This window comes from Bradyrhizobium sp. 956_D2_N1_4, assembly GCF_052076025.1.
GTDB classification, from domain to species: Bacteria; Pseudomonadota; Alphaproteobacteria; order Rhizobiales; family Xanthobacteraceae; genus Bradyrhizobium; species Bradyrhizobium barranii.
Map to the genome: position 1 here is coordinate 6,142,097 of NZ_CP197237.1, position 21,023 is coordinate 6,163,119.

The window sequence follows — 21,023 nt, forward strand, 5'->3', positions numbered from 1 at the left end:
TGTTCGACATCGAGAACACCGGAACTAGCGCATGCCCTTCGAGACCGTCTGGGCCATTTCATCCGAGGCCTGGATGACCTTGGCGTTCATTTCATAGGCGCGCTGCGCCGAGATCAACTCGGTGATTTCCTTGACCGGGTCGACGTTCGAGGCTTCGAGATATTGCTGATTGATCTTGCCGTATCCGGAATCGCCCGGCAGCCCGACGACCGGCGTGCCGGACGCCGTGGTCTCGCGATAGAGGTTGCTGCCGAGCGGCTCGAGGCCCGCTTCGTTGGCGAAATTGGCGAGGTTGAGCTGGCCGATCTGCCGCGGGTTCACTTCCGTATCCAGCTTGGCAAACACCTGTCCGGTCTGGTTGACGACGACCTGAACCGTTCCCTGCGGTATCGTGATTGCGGGATCCAGCAGATAGCCGTCGGTGGTGACGAGCTGGCCGTTGGCGTTGGGGCTGAACGAGCCGGCGCGGGTGTATTGCACCTCGTTGTTCGGGCCGAGCACCTGAAACCAGCCACGGCCGTTGATCGCGAGGTCGTAGGGGTTGCCGGTCTGCGTGAGCGCGCCCTGGATGTGCAGCTTGCGGATGGCCGTCGACTTGACGCCGAGACCGAGATTGGAGCCTTCCGGGATCGGCGAGGAGCCATTGACGTTCGCGACGCCCTGCATGCGGTCCATCTGGTAGAACAGATCGGTGAATTCCGCGCGCGCACGCTTGTACGACGTCGAATTGATGTTGGCGATGTTGTTCGCGATGACTTCGATGTTGGTCTGCTGGGCGTTCATGCCCGTGGCCGCAATGGCGAGCGATTTCACAGTTTCATTCCCTCAGATCAAATCGACATCCGGACGACTTCTTGGTAGGCCTGCACGACCTTGTCGCGAACCGCGACCGCGGTCTGCAAGGCCTGCTCGGCCGACATCAGCGCCTCCACGACCTTCCGGGTCGATTCCTTGCCCTGCATCGCCGAGATCGACGCCGCTTCGCCCGCCTTCAGCGTCCCGATCGCGTCCGTCGTCACCTGCTTCATCACCGATTCGAATCCGACATCGTCGGTGGACTGAATGGCGGTCGGCGCCACCGGCGCGATGGCCTGCGTCTCGGTCGCGCGGCTCGCCGCTTGCCCGGCGGAAATCGCGGTGGATGAAATTGCCTCAAGCATTGCTAGCTCCTCAGCAGGTCGATGGTCATGCCCAGCATCGACCGCACCTGTTTCACGACCTGGAGATTGGCTTCATAGGACCGGTTGACTTCCCGCATGTCGGCCATCTCGATCATCATGTTGACGTTCGGCAGCTTGACGTAACCGGCCTTGTCGGCGGCGGGATGTCCCGGCTCGTACTCCACGCGGTACGGCGTGGTGTCGACCCCGATCTCCTTGACCTTCGCAAGCTGCGCGCCCGAGGCGCGGTCCATGGCGGCATCGAAGGTGATGGTCTTGCGCTGATACGGATCGGCGCCGGCCGTGCGCCCCGTCGAGGTCGCGTTGGCAAGGTTTTCCGAAACGATGCGCATGCGCGTCGACTGCGCTTCGAGCCCGGAGCTCGCGACCGTCAATGACGCTTGCAGTGAGTCCAGCATGTCAATTCACCTCAGCTCTTCGCGCTCGACAGCAGCATGCGGTGGAACGACCGCACGACCGCCGAGTTCATCGAGTAGTCGCGACTGACGTCGCTGCCCTTGATCATTTCCTGCTCGAGGCTGACGGAGTTGCCGGAATGAACCACTTCCCAGCTGTCCTTCTTCGCGGTCTTCCGCGTATCGGTCTCGGCCGCGGACAATTGCATGTGCGAGGGCGACGTCGTCGCGAGCCTGACCGGCGTGGCGTCGAGCACCTTGTTGAAGGGCTCGACGTCGCGCGCCTTGAAGCCCGGCGTATTGGCGTTGGCGACGTTGGTCGCGATGGTCGACTGGCGGAGCTCGAGGTACCGCGCCTGCGACGATGCGAGTTCGAAGAGATAAAGCGGTCCCACGACGGCCCCATGCTGATTTCTTAAGATTAAGTTTAGGGCCGCAAGCTTTCGTCAGGCTGATGCAGCCGACGCTATGCTCGGAAATCTACTGAACCTTCTCGGTCCTCGGCGCCTGCTTGGACTGCAGGAAGTAGATGATCTCGGCGACCGGCCGGAAGAATTCCGCCGGAATCACCTGGTCGACCTGAACCGCCTCATAGAGCGCGCGCGCCAGCGCCTTGTTCTCGATCACCGGGATCCGATTCTGCTCCGCGACTTCGCGGATCTTCAGCGCGATCACGTCCATGCCCTTGGCGACGACCATGGGCGCTGCGTTTTCCTCGCGCTTGTAGCGCAGCGCGATCGCGAAGTGCGTCGGGTTGGCGATCACCAGCGTTGCGCGCGAAGCGGATGCGATCATGCGTTGGCGCGAACGGTCGCGCGCCAGCGAGCGCAGGCGCGCCTTGATCAGGGGATCGCCTTCCGCCTGCTTGTGTTCGTCCTTGATCTCCTGCTTGGTCATGCGCAGCTCGCGCCGCCAGTGAAAGCGCGCCCAGGCGAGATCGATCGCGACCAGGACGATGGTGGCGATGCAGATCGCCGAGACGATCCGCATCGCGATGTTGAGAATCATCTCCGGCAGCGCGACCGGATCCGTGTACATCGCCTCGAACGCCCTGGCTTCGGACGAGCGCAGCACGAACACGACGACGACCGTCACCGAGACGAGCTTGAACAGCGACTTGGCGAATTCGACGAGGCCCTGCGTTCCGAACAGCCGGCTCCAGCCGCTGATCGGGGAGATTCGCGACAGCTGCGGCTTGATGCGCTCCAGCACCAGGCGCGGCGCATTCTGCAGCAACGATGCGGCGAGGCCGAACACCGCCAGAATGACGACCAGCGGCACCAGGAATCGCAGCGCCTCGAGCCCCACCACCGTGAGCAGGTTGCGCGCGTCCGCGCCGTTGCTGAGAGGGAAGCCTTCGGGATCGTCGAGCAGGCTCTTCAGCGTCGGCGTCAATTGCTGTACGCCCTGGCCGATCAGGAACGCCTGGATCACCATCAGCGCAGCCATCGAGGCAAAGATAGAAGCCTCCCGAGAGACCGGGATTTTGCCCTGTTCGAGCGAATCGCGGACTTTCTTCTCGGTCGGCTCTTCTGTCTTGCTCTCCTGATCGGATGTTTCTGCCATGCCCGTTCAGCGGTCAGCGGAAGACCAGCTCATCCTCCTGCTCGGGGTTGAGCTCGATTTCGCCCTTTTCCGCCAGGTCGAGTGCAAGGTCGGTGATGACGCGGCGCGCCTCCAGCACGTCGCGCTGGTTCGACGGCTCGCCGATGGCGAGTTCGTGCTCGACGACGCGGCGGACGCGCGAGGCAACCGAGGACAGGATGAGTTCGCGGAAATGCTTGTCCGTGCCTTTCAGCGCGATAACGATGCGATCGGTCGGCACCTGGTCGAAGATCATGGTGCGCGCCTTCGGGGTCAAATTGACCACGTCGTCGAAGGTGAACAGCAGTTCCTTCAGAACTTCGGCCGACTTCGGACGCTTCTCCGACAAGCTCTTCAGCATGTCCTCGATATGGCCGCGCTCCATCTTGTTGATGATGTCCGCGACGCGCGCGTAGGTGTCGGCGCCGAGGTTGCGAGCGAAATTGAGCGTCAGGTCCTCGTGCAAGGTCTTCTCGAGGACTTTCATGGCGTCGTCGACGATCGGCTTGAGGCTGAGGACGCGCCGCATCAGCTCGTTGCGCAGGCTCGACGGCAGTTGGCTCATCACCTTGGCGGCGCAGGACGGCTTGACCTTGGACAGGATCAGCGCCGCGGTTTGCGGATGCTCCTTGGAGAGGTACGTCGCCAGCGAGTTTTCCGACACCGACGAGACGCGGTCCCACACCGACCGGCTCGAATTGCCGAGCAGGTCCGACATGATTGCCGAGACCTGGTCGGCAGGCAGCACGTCGCCGAGCACGGCTTCAAGACCGCCGATGGTGCCGAGAATGTTGGCGCCCATCGAGAATTGCTGGGCGAACTCCTCGACGATCGACTCGAGCTCCTGCGCGGTGATCGGCCGCAGCTCGGCCGCGGCCTTGGTGACGATGCGGATATCCTGCGGCTCGAACTGCGAGAGCACGCTCGCGGCCGCCTGCCGGCCCATGGCCAGCAGGAGTGCCGCGACCTTTTCCGTTCCGCCCAGCGTGGCAACGCCTCGCTGCTTGATAGGAGCGACGCCGACCTGTGCCGCCATGATCAGGTATCACCCTGCCCCAGCGGTCCGACGATCTCCGTGAGCGAGACGCCGAAGCGGGAATTGTCCTCTTCGACGACGACCACTTCGCCGCGGGCAACGACGCGGCCATTGACCACGACGTCGACCGGCTCGCCGACGCGGTGATCGAGCGGAACCACCGCGCCGCGGCCGAGCTTCATCAGGTTCGCGACCGGAATGGTCGCTGATCCCAGCACCACCTGCATCGTGACGGGAATGCGCAGGATGGCATCGACATTGGCGAATTTGCCGGTTTCCTCTGCCGTGCGCGCGGCGATCTCCGCCAGCCGCTCCAGCGGAGACGCATCGGTCTCTCCCGATGCCGATGCAGACTCATATTCGAAAGATTGCGCCATTTGGTATTGCCTCTTGGTATTTCCGCTCCCGGAGCGCCGCGACGGTCCGATCGCACGTGTTCTGCAAGTCCCGAATTCAATGCTTGTTCGCTTCGGCGCCGCTCACCGTTGAGGCCGGTTGGAGCCCACTCCGCGCATCGAGCGCCGCGATCGCCTCGTGGGCCTGATCTATCTTCGTGCTCAGCACATTGGCGAGCCGGCCGAGATTTGCGGTGGAATCATGCGCGGCGGTGATAACGGTGTCGAAGGCGCCCGCCGTCTCGTGGACGATGGTCGAGAACTCGCCCTGGTAGCTGCGCAGCCGCGCCAATTCGCGGTGCATCCGGGTCACCCTCATGCTGGTGAACGCCAGCGCGATCAGCAGCACGGCATCAACGAGATAGGATATCATCGACGAACTCCCGCTTCTGATCGACGGGATCGGCCACCTGCATGGCGTAATAGCCATCGAGCTGGCCGATCTGACACCAGAACAGCACCTGGTTGTTGCTCTCGAGCCGGGCCAGCGTGCGCGGCGTGGCCTCGAGCTCCAGAACCTGCCCCACCTTGAATTGCACGACGTCCTCGAGGGAAATCATCTTCTCGTCGAGCACCGCGCTCAGCGTCACTTCGGTACGGTGAACCTCGCTCTCCATCTGCTCGCGCCAGCGCGGATCAGCCGCGCGGCCGTCGCTGACGACGACGTGGGCGAGCTTCTGCCTGAGCGGATTGAGCGCGGAGTGCGGAATGATCAGGAACATCTGGCCGCCGCGATAGAGCGCCTGCACCATCATGTTCGCGCAGATCGACATATTGCTGGCGCGCCCAATCGCGAGCGACGCCATCGCCGTCTCGACTCGCTCGACACGGAAGGTGACATTGGAGGTGCCGGCGAAGGCGCCCTGCAGCGCCTTGGCGAACCGCTCAAACAGTGCCTGGACCAGCCGGATCTCGATGTTCGAGAAGGTGCGTTCGACGTCGAGCGGCGGTTCGGCGCCGTCAGAGCCGAACATCGCCTCGACCATGGTGAAGACGAAGTCGCGATCCAGCATGATGATGACGCGCGAGTCCCACTGCTCGGCATAGAGCACGGCGGCAACCGCGTTGCCCTCGTAATCCTTGATGATGTCGCCGAGCGGGTCGTTGGTGATGCCATTGACCGAGAAATAGCACGGCGTTCCGGCCATCGGCTGCAGGCTGTCGGTGCACGATGCCGCCATGCGATCAAAGATCACATTGAGCATCGGCATGCGTTCGATCGATATGCCGGCGGCGTCCAGCAGGTAGTTCGGCAGCTGCTTCCGCTGATCGACGTCGAGGTCTTGCGTCATCATGCGCGGGCAGCCTTCGGTTCAGCCTCGGTCGCGACGGCCTTGGGACCCGCGATCGTCTCGTTCTCGACCACGTCGATCGACGGCCGTTCGCCGCTCGCGATCATCTTGCGACCGTGCTCGACGGCGATCTGCGGCATGGCGCCGTTCATGAACGCCAGCAGCGTCTGCTTGACGATGATGTAGGGCCGGCAGCGCTTCTCTCGCGTCATCTTGATCTTGATCGCGAAGGGCGAGAGGACGCCGTAGGACAGGAAGATGCCGGCAAAGGTGCCGACGAGCGCCGCGCCGATGAAGCCGCCAAGGAGCTTCGGCGACTGGTCGAGCGCGCCCATGGCCTTGATGACGCCGAGCACGGCGGCGACGATGCCGAGCGCCGGCAGCGCCTCGGACACGACCACCATCGAATTGTAGGGCGCCAGCTTGGCCTTCACGATGGTGTGGATCTCTTCGTCCATCAGCGCTTCGATCTCGTGCGTGCGCGCATTGCCCATGATGATGAGGCGGACATAGTCGCAGATGAACTGCAGCAACGGCGGGTCCCCGAGGACGCTCGGGAACGCCTTGAAGATCTCCGAGGACGCGGGATCGTCGATATGCGCCTCGACCTCGTTGCGGCCTTTGCCCCGCAGCTCCCGCATCAGGGCATGGAGCGCTCCGAGCAGATCGAGGTAATAGCGCTCACTCGGCACCGCGCCGGTGATGGCCTGCATGCAGGCCACGCCGGTATCAACGACCGTTTTCCACGGATTGGCGACGATGAAGGTGCCGATCGCGGTGCCCAGGATGATCACGAATTCCCACGGCTGCATGAGCACGGCCAGATGCCCGCCCATGGCGGCAAATCCGCCGAGCAGTGCCGCTACCGTGATGAAAATCCCCACGAAACTGAGCAACGCGCCACTCCATCGCCGATCCCATCGGGAATATCTAGTCGGCGACGCTTGCGCGAGGCTGGCTTCGTGGTCGCCAGCCCCGCGCAAGCAATTCGCGGCAGCTTGAGACGAAGTCGCAACGGCGGCCAGAGGGGCGCGTGCCATGCTATCCACGATCGCGGACTACACCAGACTGACCAAGGACATGGGCAAATCGCTGACGCAGGTCGCGGCCCAGCCGGACGTCAGCCGCGACACCGATTATTTTCTCAGCCACATCGGCAATGTGAAGACGATCGACGACTTCCTGAAGGACTATCGCCTCTACTCCTACGCGATGAAGGCCTTTGGTCTCAGCGACATGACCTATGCCAAGGCGTTCATGCGCAAGGTGCTGACCGAGGGTGTCTCCGACTCCAAGAGCTTCGCCAACAAGCTGACCGACACCCGCTACCGGCAGTTCGCCGCCGCCTTCAATTTCGCCGCCCTCGGCGACAAAGCGACCCAGACCGCCGCCGCCACGACCGGTACGGCGACCCAATACGTCACGCAGACGATGGAGGAGAAGGCCGGCGACCAGAACGAGGGTCTGCGGCTGGCGCTCTATTTCACCCGCAAGGCCTCCACCATCAGCACCTCCTACCAGATCCTCGCCGACAAGGCGATGACGCAGGTGGTCCAGACCGCGCTCGGCCTGCCGTCGACCATAAGCGCGGCAGACATCGACGCCCAGGCCAAGTTGATCACGAGCAAGATCGACCTCACCGATTTCCAGGACCCGGCCAAGGTCACCAAGTTCGTGCAGCGCTTCGCCGCGATGTGGGATGCGACCCAGGCCCAGAACGACATCAACAATGGCAACTCGACCAACTCCGCGCTGGTCCTGATCGGCGGCGCGTCGTCGATGGCCGGCCTGGATACCGACATGCTCACGAAGCTTCAGTCCATCCGGTTCGGAAAGTAAGTCATGCAATCGGCCCTCTATGTGGGATTGTCGGCGCAGGTCGCCCTCGAAAAGCGCCTCCAGACGATCGCCAACAACGTCGCCAACGTCAACACGGCGGCATTCCGCACCGACGTCGTGAAGTTCGAGACCGTGCTGTCGAAGGCCGGCGCGAACCCGGTCGCCTTCTCCTCGCCCGGCGACAACATCATCTCGCGCGAGATGGGCAGCATCACCGAGAGCGGCAACCCGCTCGACGTCGCCGTGGTCGGACAGGGCTGGATCGCCTTCGCCGGCCCGAACGGCACGGTCTATACGCGCGACGGCCGCCTCCAGATCGCCCCCAACGGCGATCTTCAGACGGTGTCCGGCTTCCCCGTGATCGATGCCGGCGGCGCGCAGATCACGCTCGACCCGAACGGCGGACCGATCGCGATCGCCCGCAGCGGCGCGATCACCCAGGACAACAACGAGATCGGCTCCATCGGCCTGTTCAACATTCCCGCCGATGCCAGTCTCGAGCGCTACGGCAATTCCGGCGTCACGCCGGATCGGCCCGCGACCGCCATCGCCGATTTCTCCCGCGACGGCTTCAAGCAGGGCTATGTCGAGGGCTCCAGCGCCAATCCGATGATGGAATTGACGAAGCTGATCGCGGCTTCGCGCGCCTTCGACGGCACCAATTCGATGATCGAGGGCACCGAGAGCTCGCTCCAGAACGCAATCCGGACGCTGGGCGAGCCGGGCAAATAGACTGCGCTGCATGCGCATTGAGGGTGGACGGTTTCCTTGAACGCTCTTCGGCAACTCGAGTGGGCGCTGCTGGAGCTTCAGCAGAGCACTCCCCTGGCCAGCGTAAGCGGCGCGATCTCCGAGATCGCTCCGACGCATTTCCGCGTCTCCGGCCTGTCGCGCTTCGTCAGGCTTGGTGAACTGATCGGCGTCAACTCCGGCGGCAAGCCCCAGATCGGCGAGGTGGTGCGGATCGACAGCGAGGGCATCATCGCCAAGCCGTTCGACCGGCAGTTCGCCGGCGGCCTCGGCTCGGTTGCCTACCGGATGCCGCCACTGTCCTTCGCGCCCGATCCGAGCTGGAAGGGCCGCGTCATCAACGCGCTCGGCGCGCCGCTCGACGGACAAGGTCCCCTCACCCCGGGATCGCGCACCGTCTCGGCGGAAGCCGAGGCGCCGGCGGCCATGAAGCGGGCGCGCGTCCACAAGCCGCTGCACACCGGCGTGCGCGTCATCGACCTGTTCGCCCCAATCTGCGCCGGCCAGCGCGTCGGCATCTTTGCCGGCTCCGGTGTCGGCAAATCGACGCTGCTGGCGATGCTGGCCCGCAGCCAGGGCTTTGACACCGTCGTGCTGGCGCTCGTCGGCGAACGCGGCCGCGAGGTGCGCGAATTCATCGAGGACGTGCTCGGCGCCAACCGCAGCCGCGCCATCACCATCGTATCGACGGGAGATGAAAGCCCGATGATGCGGCGGCTGGCACCGAAGACCGCCATGGCGGTCGCCGAATATTTCCGCGACCGGGGCGAATCGGTCCTGCTGGTGGTCGATTCGATCACCCGTTTCGCCCATGCCGCCCGCGAGGTCGCCCTCGCCGCCGGCGAGCCTGCGGTCGCACGCGGTTACGCACCGACGGTCTTCACCGACCTGCCCCGCCTGCTGGAGCGCGCCGGCCCCGGCGAGGAGGGATCCGGGACGATTACCGGCATTTTCTCCGTGCTGGTCGATGGCGACGATCACAACGAGCCGATCGCCGACACCATCCGCAGCACCCTCGACGGCCACATCGTGCTCTCGAGGCACATTGCCGACCAGGCGCGCTATCCCGCCGTCGACGTTCTGGCCTCGGTCTCCCGCCTCGCCCACAACGTCTGGGACCCCGAGGAGCGCGAATTGGTGAGCAAGCTGCGCACCATGATCGCCAAATACGAGGACACGCGCGATCTTCGCCTGATGGGCGGATATCAGACGGGGCGTGATTCGGGTCTCGACCAGGCCGTCGACATGGTCCCGAAGATCTACAGCGCCATGCGGCAGGACGCCTCGGCAGGGCCGAGCGCCGATCCATTCCGCGAGCTGCGAGACATGCTCAAGGGCGACTAGCCGGGCGCGGCCGGCGCGCCCGTCGTCGTCGACCTGCTCATTATCGCGACAGTCGATCACGCATACCGCTGCGCCTCCGGCGCATGCGCACCCGTCGCCGACTGCCGCTTTCCGTCGCGCGCTAGCATCGGCCGTTCGGTGGAGATCGCGCCGCCGAGGCGAAAGCGATCCGGCGAACCCGTCTCGCTGTCATTATCACAACAACCGCTGCGTGCAATCCCTACGAGTTCCATTGCCGATTCTGTGACGGATCGCACAAGTTGTGGATGACGCGCCGCTGCGCGTCACCGTCATGCACAAGCTTCCATCAATTTGCATCAACGGCGAACAGCAGCAGGCGTGCAATCAAACCGTCGCACATTTGCGTGCAAGTAGCTTGTTACACTGCGTATTGCGATCACCATGATGTGTCCTGACGAACGAGATTGTCTTGAACGTTACAATCGCTTCGAGCGACAGCCAGTCTTCAGGAGCGTCTCTACTTGATTTTGTTGAGAAGCTCATTCATCGTTTCGATGGAATACAAGAAACGTCTGCGTGTGACTTGAACCTCAGGGGCTACGGTTGAACAATACCGATCCATCGTCCGGCTGTGACGGCAACTCGGGCTTTCGTTCGACGACGCCACGATTGGCACACCATCATCGACACAGCTTCTCGCGCCGTATCTCGCAGGGTCCATCTGTCGAGATCGGCGGCAGAACGGTCCGTGCTTTCGCGCGAGAGGCGGGGCCTGCGCCTGCGTATGTGTCGATTGTGGTTGGTACGGCTTCTCGCGAAGGACTGGTGCGCAACGACGGAAGGCGGCTCCGGGGCGCCGCAGACGTGATATCCGGGGCAAGGTAGGAATTTATGCCGTTGGCACGCGAGGCCGTCGAGCTGCTGGTTCAGGCGGCCAGAGCCTGGTATTTCGAAGGCAATCAGCACGGGTTGCGCGACCGGGAATGGATGGCGCTGCGCTTTCTTCACCGCGCCAACAGGTTCTCGCGCACGCCGTCCGCGCTGGCCGGCTTCATCGGCGCGACCCGCGCCACCGCATCGCAGATCGTGAAGACGCTGGAAGCCAAGTCCTTCCTGGTGCGAAAGCCGTCGCACGAGGACAAGCGGTCCGTCGTGCTGCACGTCACCGCGCAAGGCGAGAAATGCCTGAGCCAGCACGACCCGATCAATCACGTGGTGAACGCGGTCACGTCTCTCGGCACCGACGAATGCATCAGGCTGCGCGACTCGCTGCGCGAGATCCTCAATCATCTCGACGCGGCCCATCAGCGGCTCGATGCCAGCATCTGCCGCGACTGCATGTTTCTCGCCGAACGCAGTCCCGGCACGGGCAAGGGACGCGCGAGCGCCGAATTCATGTGCCGGCTGTACCGCGCCCCGGTTTCCCTCGAGGAGACCGAGCTCCTCTGCACCAGCTTCGAGCGCACCCGCGACCGCCCGAAGATCGAGGGGCATCTCGACCGCGCGCGCATGGCGAGCCAGGGATGACGCGGGAGTTCGCGACGTGATGGAACGCGCAAGTTTCGGGCGGATGCGATCGCCGGCGCTTGCGTAAAGTTTCTCAGCGGTATCGTTCTTTGAAACACGCTCGTTTCCTCCGGTCTCCCGGACGCGCTGACCAAGCACGGAGCATAGTGGCGCACGCTCCCTCCACGTCGTTGCGAGCGCAGCAAAGCAATGACGGAGTATGAGGAATCGGCGTCGTCCTCCAAGTACCACCGTCATTCCCCACGACCCGGCTACGCCAAGGCTTCGCCGGGGCTGAGGTCCAGGGCCGCCGAAGCTTTAGCGTAGGCGGCAAGCGGGGAATCCAGTACGCCGCGGCCTCTCGGCTCAATCACAGCCGTCTCTGGAATGCTGGATCGCCCGGTCAAGCCGGGCGATGACAGCGAGTGCTGCAGACGCGCCTTCTCGCTCTCGCGGCGCATCTCGCCCGAGCTTTGCTTCGTCGTTCCACCCTCGAAGCCAAGAGGGCGCAGGGAAGGCCGGGTGCTGACCTCGCACCCGCGGTCCGCTGCGCGAAAGGTAGCGCAAGGAAACCGCACAGCAGCATACAGGTGGTGCCAATCACTCGGCCTTCCCTGCGCAGTGGTTGGACGGCTTATGCCGTGCTCTCCCGGGAGCCGAATTCCTTCTGGTCTCCCTCACGCTTGCGAAAGTCACCGACACCGCGCCGGTTGACGCGACTGCCGCATTCGCAAAGCACTTGACCGTAGCAACGACGGCCAGGACCACACGTCTATACTTTGGCATTCGGTGAAACACGCCGAAACTAACAAAACCCTTTAAAATTAGGCTTTTTCAACTAGCCTGATGCGGGCTGTTTCAGCGGGCTTCACCAAAATAAGGGCCCGGCCCTAAGCCTTTCAGCGTCCGCACGACAAACTGAAAGCCCCAAAGCCGAGCCCTTTGGTCCCAAGCCTTAGGAGCCGAAACCACATGGATACTACCACTGTCCCCTCCCCCGCCGGCAAGCGGGGCCGCAACAGCAGCGTCATCCTAACCGACCGCCTGTGCGAGAAGCGGGTCACCAAACGGACGAAGTACTACGACCGCAAGTGCCCTGGCCTGTACCTCAGCATCACCACGGCGGGCGTAGCCACCTTCTCCTTCAAGTTCACCGACAAGCGGACCGGCAAGCAGCGCACCGGCTGGCTCGGCGTCTATAACCCGGAGACTTTCACGGTTGAGGACGCCCGTAGCAAGGTCTACGGCCTTAAGGCCATGGGCGGCGAGGCGCTCGCCGAGACGTTCCACGACCAGAAAGCTACGAAGGTTAACCGCGGCAAGACTGTCGCCGAGATCATCGACGAGCGCATCAAATGGATGAAGACGCTGGTCAAGAAGCCGGACGGCGAGATGCGACCACGGCTGGAAAGCTGGGAGAACACCGCGAGCCACCTCGACCGCTTCATCCGCCCCCGCCTCGGCAATAAGTTGGCAATGGAGGTCACCAAGCACGACATCGCGACGCTGTCGAACGACATCGTCGCAGGCAAGTTCGGTAAGCCCTCTGTCAGCAACGCGCGCCATATGCGCAAGGCGGCCTCAGGCCTGTTCAACTGGGCCGCTGAGGCAGGCCGCGACTACGTCACCGCCAGTCCATGCGTTAATTTGCCGAAGCTGGACCCCGAGCATCCCCGTACTCGGGTCCTGTCCGAGGACGAGATCAGGACGTTCTGGCATGGGCTGGACCGCGACGACCTCCCCTACGACCGCCGGACGCGGCTCGCTCTCAAGTTCGAGCTAGTCACGATGCTGCGGTCACGCGAATTGCTCGGCGCGCATCGGGACGAGCTGTTCGACCTCGACGGCGAGCATCCGCGCTTCGACGTCCCCCTCAAGCGGGTCAAGAAGCGGCGGGTGATCCAGCAGCCGTTGTCTGATCTGGCCGTCGAGATCATCAAGGAAGCGCTGGCCTCCCATGATCAGCAGTTTGTTTTCGAGAGCCCGATGTACAAGGGCCAGCCGGTCCATCGCAAAGCGATGGCCGACGCGCTGCGCGGCACCAAGCACGAGAAGAACAAGGACAAGACCAAGACAGCCGGCCTTTGCGAGTTGCTCGGCCTCAAGCCGTTCACGCCACACGACCTCCGCCGAACAGCCGCTACCCTGGCCGGCGATCTCGGTTTCGACGATGCGTGGATCGCGAAGTGTCTGGATCATGCAGCGAGCAAGAAGGCCGAGGTCGTCGTGCCGAGCGTCACCGGCAAGGTCTACAACCACTCCAAGCGGATGAGAGAGAAGCGCGCGGTGTTGGACGGCGTGGCGGCCGAGCTACGGCGGATCATCGGCACGCCTGTCGCGGCCCCCCTCGAGCGGGAGGGGCCACGGCTCGCCGCCTGATTGCATCATTCCAACCGACTCTGAGCCCGATCACGCTCTCGCGACCGACCTACTTTCCCTGCGCATGAAAAGTATATGTGCAAAAAACCCTTATAAATCAATGCGATGTGGCTTTAGTGTCGTCATTTGTGTCGCGATCCGCTGAGCGACCGATAGCTGTGCATAATTCTGCGATGCGCGGCCCTGCATCGGTTGCTTGCACCCTGTCTTAGCCCTGCGCTGTAGTTGTAATTTCCGGGCAATTCCCTTGCAGGGACGCGCGCTGATGCGCCCAAAGCTCGCGGGCGTCTCTGGAATGCGCGACGGGGCAGACGCGCACCACGGGGCGTCCCTGCGCGTTGTGTAACGCGATCGACATCGACGTGATGCGCGAGCCGTTTGGCGATGGTGGTGCGCTCGACTTATTGGGGTGCTTTGCATGAACCTATGTACGGTGCCGCTGTCCCCATCACGATGGAGCAGACATCTGCTCCGTTGGAGTTGGAGCGCAGTGATAGCGTGATGCCGCGCCTGTCCGCGCCGTGAAGGCGCTGTTGTCATCGTCGGTCGCGATGAAGCGATTTGCGCGCGAAGGGTGGATTAGGCTGTCGCCGAGTTAGATTTTGACCACGAAGGATTTCGATCTATCGCACATTTCGCAATCAAAGGTCCTTAGATCGTAGCCTTCCGCAGCGGGCGTGATGCAAGTCAGCCTCATGGGCTCGCTGCAACGCGGACAGGGTATAATTCCGGTCTCAGCGCGACTGAAGAGTACGTCGGAGTGCGTCGTGGGCATAATGCTCTCCCCTAGTTGGGCGGGAGCGTTACCGATCTCTCAGTCACCGATGGATGCCGATGGCGGGGCGGTGATGGCTTCAGCATGCGCTTCGAGTTCCGCCGCCGCTGGTCAATATTGCTCAGATCGCCGAATTGTTAACAACCAAATCAGGCGATGCGCGCGGCGGCTGGCAATGGTGGCGCTGGCGGGGCGAGCCGCTGCCCGTGTGAACTCAAGGCGCTGAGGGCGTTACGCCCGCTCTGCCGTCTTGGAAGCTTCGATCATCGCAAGCTCAACCTGATCGGCAAGGCTGGTCAGATGCAGGGCCAACTTTTCCCGCTTGGTCGGGACAGTGGCAAGATCGCGGATTAGCGCGGCCTCAGCAGCATCTTTCCGAAGCTTTTCGAGAGACGCTTGATAATCCTTCATGGGGTTGCTTCGCGCGGCTGCATGGTGAGCCCGGCCATAGTATCGGCCTGTAGCGCCTTGCGGAGCATTTCGTCTTTTTCTGCCCCAGGCGGAAGCAGCGCGGCAACTGCGCGGGCCGTCTTGGCGAACACCACGAGCCGATCTTCGAGAGACAATTGTTGCTTGAAACGACGCCGTTCGCTCATGGCGCGCTCCTTTCCATTCCAGAGGAAGGCGGGAGCGCAACCGGCGTTCACATCACCGATAAGAGCCAAGGACCGGGCGGCGATGCAGGACCAACACCCTTCGAGCAAGTCTGTTCCGGGTTCCACGCGATGTGAAGGCAGATCAGACCTAACGGTCGAGGTCCGCGCGCCGCTTGCCGCGAGAGACGTCCCAAAAGACTGACTGGGACTGGGGTCCTCCGAGAGAGGGAAAGAATTGGGGGGACCGCGCGACGGCACGTCGTGAAGATATTTAACCCGGATGTTATCCCGATTGCGTTGCGGAGGTGCGGACGAACTATTCCCAGCGACCACTCAGCTTGGTTCGCGCGGCGATCGTCGTCTCGATTTCCTGGATCATGTCCCGGAGCCGTTCGGCAAGCCGTTCGAATAGGGCGCGCGTCTGCCTGTCTGGCGCAGTTCTCGCCAGTCGGCCGCAATACTCTGCCTCCGCCCGAAACTTATCGAGCTGGGCCATCAGTTCTTCCATCCCGCGACGTCCCACCCAAGCGATCCAATGGGCGGAAGATGTAGCGCCCAGCGACTGGGCCGGACACTTGGGAAATTTCCCAGGGTGCGAGCTCTACGGTTGCGCGGCAGAAGAAAGATTGCCGGGAAACTTCGGACGCTTATTTGAGCGGTGCTTCGCGCGCCGATCGCATGAGAAGCTCGATGTCGGTCTTCGAGATGGCGAAGCTGGACAGATCGACTGGCGCGGCGAGCGGGGGTTCGATCAGCCGCCGCATGAGCCAAGCGCGGAATTCTTGCCGCTCAAGCCGGAGCGCCGCCCGCAAGCCCGCTTGGAAAAACCGCTCGCGCTGGCGATCATTGAGCCGCGCCCAACCGCGCATGGTAGCCTCGAACAGATCACGCGGCATCTCGCGGCCTTTCAAAAACGAGAATTCGCGAGTGAACCTCAAAAATCAAAAATTGCAAAATATGCTGATCGTTGACGACCGGCGGCGCTGGTGAAACAAATCCGGCGGCAGGGCAATCGACGTACAGGCGCACAAAACGTGATGGCCTAGCTCTCGCGCACCCGGTGGGTGAGTTTGTAGTTCGGAGCGGGCAAACCAAGCGGCGTATACAGATAGCTGACAACCAGCGACGGGACGCGACGGCTTGCGACTTCAATCAGCCTGCCGTGATCTGGATTGTCCTGAATATCCTTGGTGACGTGAACAATGCCTTTGTTTGTGATCTGAAACACCGCGAGCAGTGCCTTCTCGGTTTCCTCTTTGCCGCCGCCGTAGCGGCTAACCCGCGCCTTTCAGAGCCGCCCAAACGAAAAAGAACCACCGGCGCGACCGATGGTCCCAAAAGCCTCAAATGTTTTTCGTTGGCAATTGCCTTGCCGTCCGCCATTTTGCGAGGGGTAATCAGCTTAAAGCCTGCTGCGTCATTCGACGGAGTTCTCATAGCGCGCCAGCTGTCCCGAAGACAGCGAGGTCCAGACGCTCAGATGGCGGACCCACCTCGTCCGCTTCAACGGACCGTTGGGCAAGGAGGCTGGTTCATGCCGCTAACGCGAGGAAAGGCCGTTGGGTTTGATGCCGACGTGATGGCGTTCAAGTTCACGATGAGGGACGGGCAGCAAATTGTGCAATGCCAAATTAGCATTGCCGCGCTTAGTGACTTGGCTGATCGTCGGAGGGGCTTAACGGGGGACTTGCGGGCAGAATTTGAGGTCAATCGCGGGCTTATCGAAGCTATAGCGTCCGCACTGTTCGACCAAACATCAAATGTGGGAACGAGGTTGGTCACTATTTTTTCCAAACACATTCCGAGCAGCCGTTTCGGCAGACGCCATTCTTCGGTGAGGTTAAGGTCTCGACGAACGATCAAATAGCGCCTATTCGCCGATTTGCCGCTGAATGACGGCCTTTCCAAACGGGTAAATAAATCATCAACTTAAGCGGAGCGCTCATTTTGAGCCTGGCTGTTGCCCATCGGATACACCCCTCGCGAGAAATCGCGTCTAACTTGCCTTTGAAAGTGGCGCTCCTGCCGAAGAAGCGGTCGTTTTAACGAAGCACACAAAGGGGATTGAGCGATGAAGAAGTTTTTGATGGGGGCCGTTGGTTTGCTTGCTATCGGGATGGTTGCTCCCGCCACGGCTGCAGACATGGCCGTAAAGGCACCGCCGCCCGCCCCGCTTCCGGTGATCTACAATTGGAGTGGGTTCTACATCGGCGGCAACGGTGGCTGGGCGCAGAACCACAACTGCGTGGATTTCCTTGACGCGGCTGGCGTAGCCGTCGCTTCCGGCTGCCGCGATCGGTCCGGTGGCGTCATCGGTGGCCAGCTCGGTTATCGCTGGCAGGCCAGCCAGTGGGTGTTTGGCCTGGAAGCCCAGGGCGATTGGGCGGATCTCAGCAACCAGCGCGTCAGCCTGATCGATGCTTCGCTCTCCACTCGCACCAAAACCAGTGCCATCGGCCTCTTCACCGGCCAGATCGGCTACGCCTGGAATGCGTCGCTGTTCTACGTGAAGGGCGGCGCGGCGGTGACAGACAACCGCTTAAGCGTCATCGATAATGCCTTCGGCACCGAGCTCGCCGCGCAAAGCGCTACCCGCTGGGGTGGTGTCATTGGTGTTGGATACGAGTATGGCTTCACCCCGAATTGGTCGGTGGGCGTCGAATACGACCATTTGTTCATGGGGCACCGGAATAATTCGTTCACGGTCGCTGATCCGCGACTTGCCGCCTTTGTGAACGACCGGATCACGCAGGACGTGGACATGGTCACCGTTCGCTTCAACTATCGCTTTGGTGGTTACGGGGCTCCGATCGCGGCTAGATACTGATCGCTCCATCTGCGCAAACCAAAGCCCCGGCTCGCCGGGGCTTTTTTGCGTTCTATGAGTTGCTCTCGGTCATTATGCAATGTCTGAGGTGGGTCACAAGCGCCGTTTTGGTGCTCCGCCGGTCTCTTCCGGTCTATCCGAATAAGCAGACATCGTCGTGGAGGGAAGCGTACGGATTGGATGCCACCGCGGCCGCATTATTGGCCGCGGAGGCTGTGATTTTCGATTCAAGGTCAATGCCTCGGTAGCGACGCCATGACTTCGCCGGCGTCTCCGTCCTCCAGGCAAGGAGTGACCGTCAGCGGGAGTAGGTCGGCCCATTGGGCGACCCAACGATACATCGCCTTCGGATCATTCGACTCAGAAATCGCAAATCCCTTACCGTCCATGCCATGCCAACGTCCCAACATTTTGACACCCTCGGGCGGTGCACCACCAGTTTCTAAGAAACGCGCGACCGCTGCATTGAAAGTGCCTTGAGGTACAGACCAGCTACTGATGAATTTCATGCGAGTCTCCCTTCAATTACTTGTTAGATATCGCGGCTTCGCCGCTTGTGCACGATAGCGCCGACGTAGCGAATAACAATAGCGAGCAGATGGGTTTGATCGGTCATTCCATAGCCTAAACAAATGGTCCCGGCGTACTCCACGCCGGTGGAGACCGTGGCAAGCCTACGGCATCGTCGTGACACATTGGCTCGAAAGCGCTCGGCCGCCAGCTCGGCCCTGCGCCACTCAGCGCGGCGCCGGCGCTTAGCCGCCGACGCCTTGCGCGTCTCCACGTCCCAAATGATCTTGTCGATCTCGCGGCATCCAGTGTGCGCTTGATGCGGAAGACGACGCCATGACGACATCGCTATTCGGCATCAGCAAGTCGCGCGCGGCGATGTCGCAATGAGAGATGAATGTCTCGACGGCATCCTCGCTCTTACTGATGAGCAGCGCCAACTCGCGCGCCTGCGGCAGATCATCGAGAGCAGACCGGCTGTCGTCTGCAACGGGTGACGATACACCATTGGGAACGTTCAGCGCATCCGCGACGGTATCTGTCTGCTGATCGACCCAGGAGCGGACTAGCCAAGGGCAGCACTCTTTCTTAGTTATTGATGCGGTGAAGCATGTTCGGAGCTTTGCCGAAGGGACGGAGACCGAGATCGACTACAAGAAGATCAGGGTCGAAGTGATGCGCTCTCCCTGGAGCGGTGGACAAGAATTCATGATTGGAACGACGGATCGACGAAATTCCAGGCCGACAAACCAGTCCAGTTCGAACTTTACTGACCCGAGGAGCGTTGTTTACTGTCGGAAACCGTCCGTCGGGAGCAAAACATGGCCCTCCTAAGACGCGAGTTGTGCCGTCGAGTCAGAGGCCCGGAAGTCACCCACGCGGATCGTTGTGCGCTAGTCTTCGATACGGACACCAAGAGTTTGCATGTCGAGCGCGAGGTAGCTCATTTCGATGCACGCGTCGACGGGACGATCGAGATGCAAACCACCACAATGGATATCGCGGATTACCTCAAGCAAGACGGCCAAACCAGCGGGCACCGCGAACTATGGCGGCTGCTGAAGACGCTCTTCAAAGACGCGGGTGACACCGACGAGCTGATCGACTAGCCGCAGCGTTTTGGCCAGCCTTTTGGGCCGCTTGAGCAGCATCCGCTTGGCCTTCGCCTCTGAACGCTTTTTGATCTCGGCCTTGATCTGTTCGATCAGGGTTGCCTCTGACTTTTGGATCTTAAGGGTAGAGTTCACATTCGCGTCCTCCGATAAGCCGCGCAGCTCAACAGGCTAGTCCAATTTGTCCCCACGCAAAAGCCGCCAAGGTTTCCCTCGGCGGCTTGTGCCGTTGCGCTGCGTTTGCGTAGAGGTTTGCCGCGCCGAGCGGTGCTCGAACGTGGGCCAAGCCTGCTAGCCGCAGGACACACAACCTTCATCCGAATGAGGCTGTCAATGCGTTGCCTGTGTGTCGGGGCCAACGTGTCCCCGATGGCATATAATGTCATCACCGGCGCGATGCTAATCAAGCCAGTGCTGTTGTCCTATAGATGAAATGATAGTCCCGTTGCCCCCCTGTGGCTAGCAGAGCCGTTGGATGGTGAAGTCGAGGTGCTTGGCGCTTGTGAGCGCCGAGCAAGGCCAGCCTCGCCTAATCTTCAACGCAGTTCGCTTGTGAACGTTCGTTGGACCCCGATCAGTCATTTTACCGCAGCCTCGCGCTGGTGTAGGTCGACGCTCAGCGCGGGAAGAGCTTTTCCTGATGAAGCGCGAAGTGGACGTCAGTCTGATGCCGCGCGGCTTGAGCCAAGCCGCTCTGTCGATCTCCCTCTTGTCGCCGATCTTCAAGGGGGCCAGCACGAGCTCTTCTTGGCCGCGACGATGGCGTCGATCATCTTGCGCCCAGATCGACGGTGCTTGGCGTTCGCGTGCAACTCGACGAGAGCGCGCCTCGGCTTGAGTACCTCCTAATGGCAGACGCCCGATCTACCGTTTGCTCGCAACGATCGGCATGATGCACGGACTGTACGCCGTGAGGTAGAGACAATGAGCAATGACCGCCTCGTGCGACCGCCGCCGACCGCTCGCATTCGCAAGATCGGCATCATCGGAGGCGCAATCCTCCTGCTCGGGCCGATGGCCGCTTCCACCGTCTTTGGAGCAGGAACGCGCATCTCTGAAGGCTTCGAACCGTTCGAGAAATCAGCGAATGAGCGGGTCGCCCAAGCCTTCGAGGACATTAAGGACCTCGCGCCCTCTCTGATGAGCTGAACACCGCGCTGGCGTCGCTGAGCCAGAACGTTCAGAGCGCTCAGAAGTCACCGGTTCAGGCTGAAGGCGATGAATGACCCGACCCGTGGTTCGCGTTCTTGCTAGGCTGCGACGCCATTCTCAAGCTCGAGCGCTTGCGACTAAGGCGCGCGCGAGTTCATCCTCGCAGCCGCCGCCCAGAACCTCCGCTAAATGGCCAAGCTGATCCCAATGCCAATCCCCAAGGCTCGCATAAGAACTGGTGGAGCCCTTCGGCCGCATCGGCGCTCGCACAACAACGAACTACTTCCGGCCTTTTTCAACGGAATCGGCCAGCAGGCGACATTCGAGGAATGAAATAGTCCGACAGACTGAGGGGCGACTCAATTGTCTCTATTTAGTTTCAGCAACGG

Annotated in this window: 26 protein-coding genes; 10 read left to right on the top strand and 16 right to left on the bottom strand. The window is 61.9% G+C overall.

Translation table 11 applies throughout. The annotated features are described in order from the left end of the window. Window positions 1-24: 24 nt before the first annotated feature. The 10 genes from flgG to motA form a co-directional block, all read right to left on the bottom strand. Window positions 25-813, bottom strand: a complete 789-nt coding sequence (gene flgG / locus AB7535_RS29070; RefSeq protein ID WP_063981298.1) for a flagellar basal-body rod protein FlgG — start codon at window positions 811-813, stop codon at window positions 25-27. A gap of 17 nt (window positions 814-830) precedes the next feature. Further along, entirely contained in the window at window positions 831-1,160 is a 330-nt protein-coding gene (locus AB7535_RS29075) for a flagellar hook-basal body complex protein FliE (RefSeq protein ID WP_231143359.1), read from the bottom strand. A 2-nt stretch (window positions 1,161-1,162) separates the two neighbouring features. Further along, entirely contained in the window at window positions 1,163-1,579 is a 417-nt protein-coding gene (gene flgC, locus AB7535_RS29080) for a flagellar basal body rod protein FlgC (protein ID WP_014492659.1), read from the bottom strand. A gap of 11 nt (window positions 1,580-1,590) precedes the next feature. Next, window positions 1,591-1,971 carry a flagellar basal body rod protein FlgB gene (gene flgB / locus AB7535_RS29085; RefSeq protein ID WP_014492658.1) on the bottom strand — a complete coding sequence of 127 codons (381 nt, stop codon included), beginning with the start codon at window positions 1,969-1,971 and terminating at the stop codon, window positions 1,591-1,593. Window positions 1,972-2,056: 85 nt separating this feature from the next. Further along, window positions 2,057-3,142 (bottom strand): flagellar biosynthesis protein FlhB, encoded by a 1,086-nt coding sequence (gene flhB, locus AB7535_RS29090; protein ID WP_014492657.1) that lies wholly within the window; start codon window positions 3,140-3,142, stop codon window positions 2,057-2,059. Between the two features lie 13 nt (window positions 3,143-3,155). Continuing rightward, window positions 3,156-4,196 carry a flagellar motor switch protein FliG gene (locus AB7535_RS29095; RefSeq protein ID WP_014492656.1) on the bottom strand — a complete coding sequence of 347 codons (1,041 nt, stop codon included), beginning with the start codon at window positions 4,194-4,196 and terminating at the stop codon, window positions 3,156-3,158. A gap of 2 nt (window positions 4,197-4,198) precedes the next feature. After that, the gene (gene fliN, locus AB7535_RS29100; protein ID WP_014492655.1) at window positions 4,199-4,573 is read right to left on the bottom strand and encodes a flagellar motor switch protein FliN; all 375 of its coding nucleotides are present in this window, start codon (window positions 4,571-4,573) and stop codon (window positions 4,199-4,201) included. 76 nt (window positions 4,574-4,649) lie between these two features. Further along, on the bottom strand, window positions 4,650-4,964 hold the full coding sequence (locus tag AB7535_RS29105; protein ID WP_063981296.1) for a hypothetical protein: 315 nt from the start codon (window positions 4,962-4,964) through the stop codon (window positions 4,650-4,652). After that, window positions 4,945-5,886 carry a flagellar motor switch protein FliM gene (locus tag AB7535_RS29110; RefSeq protein WP_231143360.1) on the bottom strand — a complete coding sequence of 314 codons (942 nt, stop codon included), beginning with the start codon at window positions 5,884-5,886 and terminating at the stop codon, window positions 4,945-4,947. The genes AB7535_RS29105 and AB7535_RS29110 overlap by 20 nt, the downstream gene beginning before the upstream one ends. Further along, on the bottom strand, window positions 5,883-6,779 hold the full coding sequence (gene motA / locus AB7535_RS29115) for a flagellar motor stator protein MotA (protein WP_063981295.1): 897 nt from the start codon (window positions 6,777-6,779) through the stop codon (window positions 5,883-5,885). The genes AB7535_RS29110 and motA overlap by 4 nt, the downstream gene beginning before the upstream one ends. Before the next feature lie 142 nt (window positions 6,780-6,921). Between motA and AB7535_RS29120 the strand changes: the two genes are divergently transcribed. The 5 genes from AB7535_RS29120 to AB7535_RS29140 all read left to right on the top strand — a co-directional run bounded on the left by AB7535_RS29120 (window position 6,922) and on the right by AB7535_RS29140 (window position 13,662). Further along, on the top strand, window positions 6,922-7,722 hold the full coding sequence (locus AB7535_RS29120; protein ID WP_071909951.1) for a DUF1217 domain-containing protein: 801 nt from the start codon (window positions 6,922-6,924) through the stop codon (window positions 7,720-7,722). Window positions 7,723-7,725: 3 nt separating this feature from the next. After that, window positions 7,726-8,454 (top strand): flagellar basal-body rod protein FlgF, encoded by a 729-nt coding sequence (flgF, locus tag AB7535_RS29125; RefSeq protein WP_231143361.1) that lies wholly within the window; start codon window positions 7,726-7,728, stop codon window positions 8,452-8,454. Between the two features lie 36 nt (window positions 8,455-8,490). Continuing rightward, entirely contained in the window at window positions 8,491-9,816 is a 1,326-nt protein-coding gene (gene fliI / locus AB7535_RS29130) for a flagellar protein export ATPase FliI (RefSeq protein ID WP_063981292.1), read from the top strand. 852 nt (window positions 9,817-10,668) lie between these two features. Further along, window positions 10,669-11,304 carry a MarR family winged helix-turn-helix transcriptional regulator gene (locus AB7535_RS29135; RefSeq protein ID WP_231143362.1) on the top strand — a complete coding sequence of 212 codons (636 nt, stop codon included), beginning with the start codon at window positions 10,669-10,671 and terminating at the stop codon, window positions 11,302-11,304. A gap of 951 nt (window positions 11,305-12,255) precedes the next feature. Then, window positions 12,256-13,662, top strand: a complete 1,407-nt coding sequence (locus AB7535_RS29140; RefSeq protein ID WP_439037396.1) for a tyrosine-type recombinase/integrase — start codon at window positions 12,256-12,258, stop codon at window positions 13,660-13,662. 1,006 nt (window positions 13,663-14,668) lie between these two features. Here AB7535_RS29140 and AB7535_RS29145 read toward each other — a convergent pair. The 3 genes from AB7535_RS29145 to AB7535_RS29155 form a co-directional block, all read right to left on the bottom strand. After that, the gene (locus AB7535_RS29145; RefSeq protein WP_439037397.1) at window positions 14,669-14,848 is read right to left on the bottom strand and encodes a hypothetical protein; all 180 of its coding nucleotides are present in this window, start codon (window positions 14,846-14,848) and stop codon (window positions 14,669-14,671) included. Further along, window positions 14,845-15,033 carry a hypothetical protein gene (locus AB7535_RS29150; protein ID WP_439037398.1) on the bottom strand — a complete coding sequence of 63 codons (189 nt, stop codon included), beginning with the start codon at window positions 15,031-15,033 and terminating at the stop codon, window positions 14,845-14,847. The genes AB7535_RS29145 and AB7535_RS29150 overlap by 4 nt, the downstream gene beginning before the upstream one ends. Window positions 15,034-15,349: 316 nt before the next feature. Continuing rightward, window positions 15,350-15,541, bottom strand: a complete 192-nt coding sequence (locus AB7535_RS29155; protein WP_085401624.1) for a hypothetical protein — start codon at window positions 15,539-15,541, stop codon at window positions 15,350-15,352. 118 nt (window positions 15,542-15,659) lie between these two features. Between AB7535_RS29155 and AB7535_RS29160 the strand changes: the two genes are divergently transcribed. Continuing rightward, on the top strand, window positions 15,660-16,004 hold the full coding sequence (locus AB7535_RS29160; RefSeq protein WP_439037399.1) for a hypothetical protein: 345 nt from the start codon (window positions 15,660-15,662) through the stop codon (window positions 16,002-16,004). Between the two features lie 71 nt (window positions 16,005-16,075). Here the strand turns inward: AB7535_RS29160 and AB7535_RS29165 are convergent, their stop codons facing one another. Beyond that, window positions 16,076-16,261: a hypothetical protein gene (locus AB7535_RS29165; protein WP_439037759.1), complete on the bottom strand. Its 186-nt coding sequence runs from the start codon at window positions 16,259-16,261 to the stop codon at window positions 16,076-16,078. Window positions 16,262-16,567: 306 nt separating this feature from the next. Between AB7535_RS29165 and AB7535_RS29170 the strand changes: the two genes are divergently transcribed. Further along, window positions 16,568-16,900: a DUF1488 family protein gene (locus AB7535_RS29170; RefSeq protein WP_439037744.1), complete on the top strand. Its 333-nt coding sequence runs from the start codon at window positions 16,568-16,570 to the stop codon at window positions 16,898-16,900. A gap of 204 nt (window positions 16,901-17,104) precedes the next feature. Further along, entirely contained in the window at window positions 17,105-17,860 is a 756-nt protein-coding gene (locus AB7535_RS29175) for an outer membrane protein (RefSeq protein WP_439037400.1), read from the top strand. Window positions 17,861-18,093: 233 nt separating this feature from the next. On the opposite strand, the gene AB7535_RS29180 is transcribed toward AB7535_RS29175, so the two are convergent. Then, the gene (locus AB7535_RS29180; RefSeq protein ID WP_439037401.1) at window positions 18,094-18,369 is read right to left on the bottom strand and encodes a DUF3303 domain-containing protein; all 276 of its coding nucleotides are present in this window, start codon (window positions 18,367-18,369) and stop codon (window positions 18,094-18,096) included. Between the two features lie 246 nt (window positions 18,370-18,615). Then, entirely contained in the window at window positions 18,616-18,810 is a 195-nt protein-coding gene (locus AB7535_RS29185; protein ID WP_439037402.1) for a hypothetical protein, read from the bottom strand. Window positions 18,811-19,191: 381 nt separating this feature from the next. On the opposite strand from AB7535_RS29185, the gene AB7535_RS29190 reads away from it, so the two are divergent. Further along, a complete protein-coding gene (locus AB7535_RS29190; RefSeq protein WP_439037403.1) occupies window positions 19,192-19,479 on the top strand; it encodes a hypothetical protein in 288 nt (95 codons plus the stop codon). A 927-nt stretch (window positions 19,480-20,406) separates the two neighbouring features. Beyond that, window positions 20,407-20,631 (top strand): hypothetical protein, encoded by a 225-nt coding sequence (locus tag AB7535_RS29195; protein ID WP_439037404.1) that lies wholly within the window; start codon window positions 20,407-20,409, stop codon window positions 20,629-20,631. The last annotated feature ends 392 nt before the right edge of the window (window positions 20,632-21,023 follow it).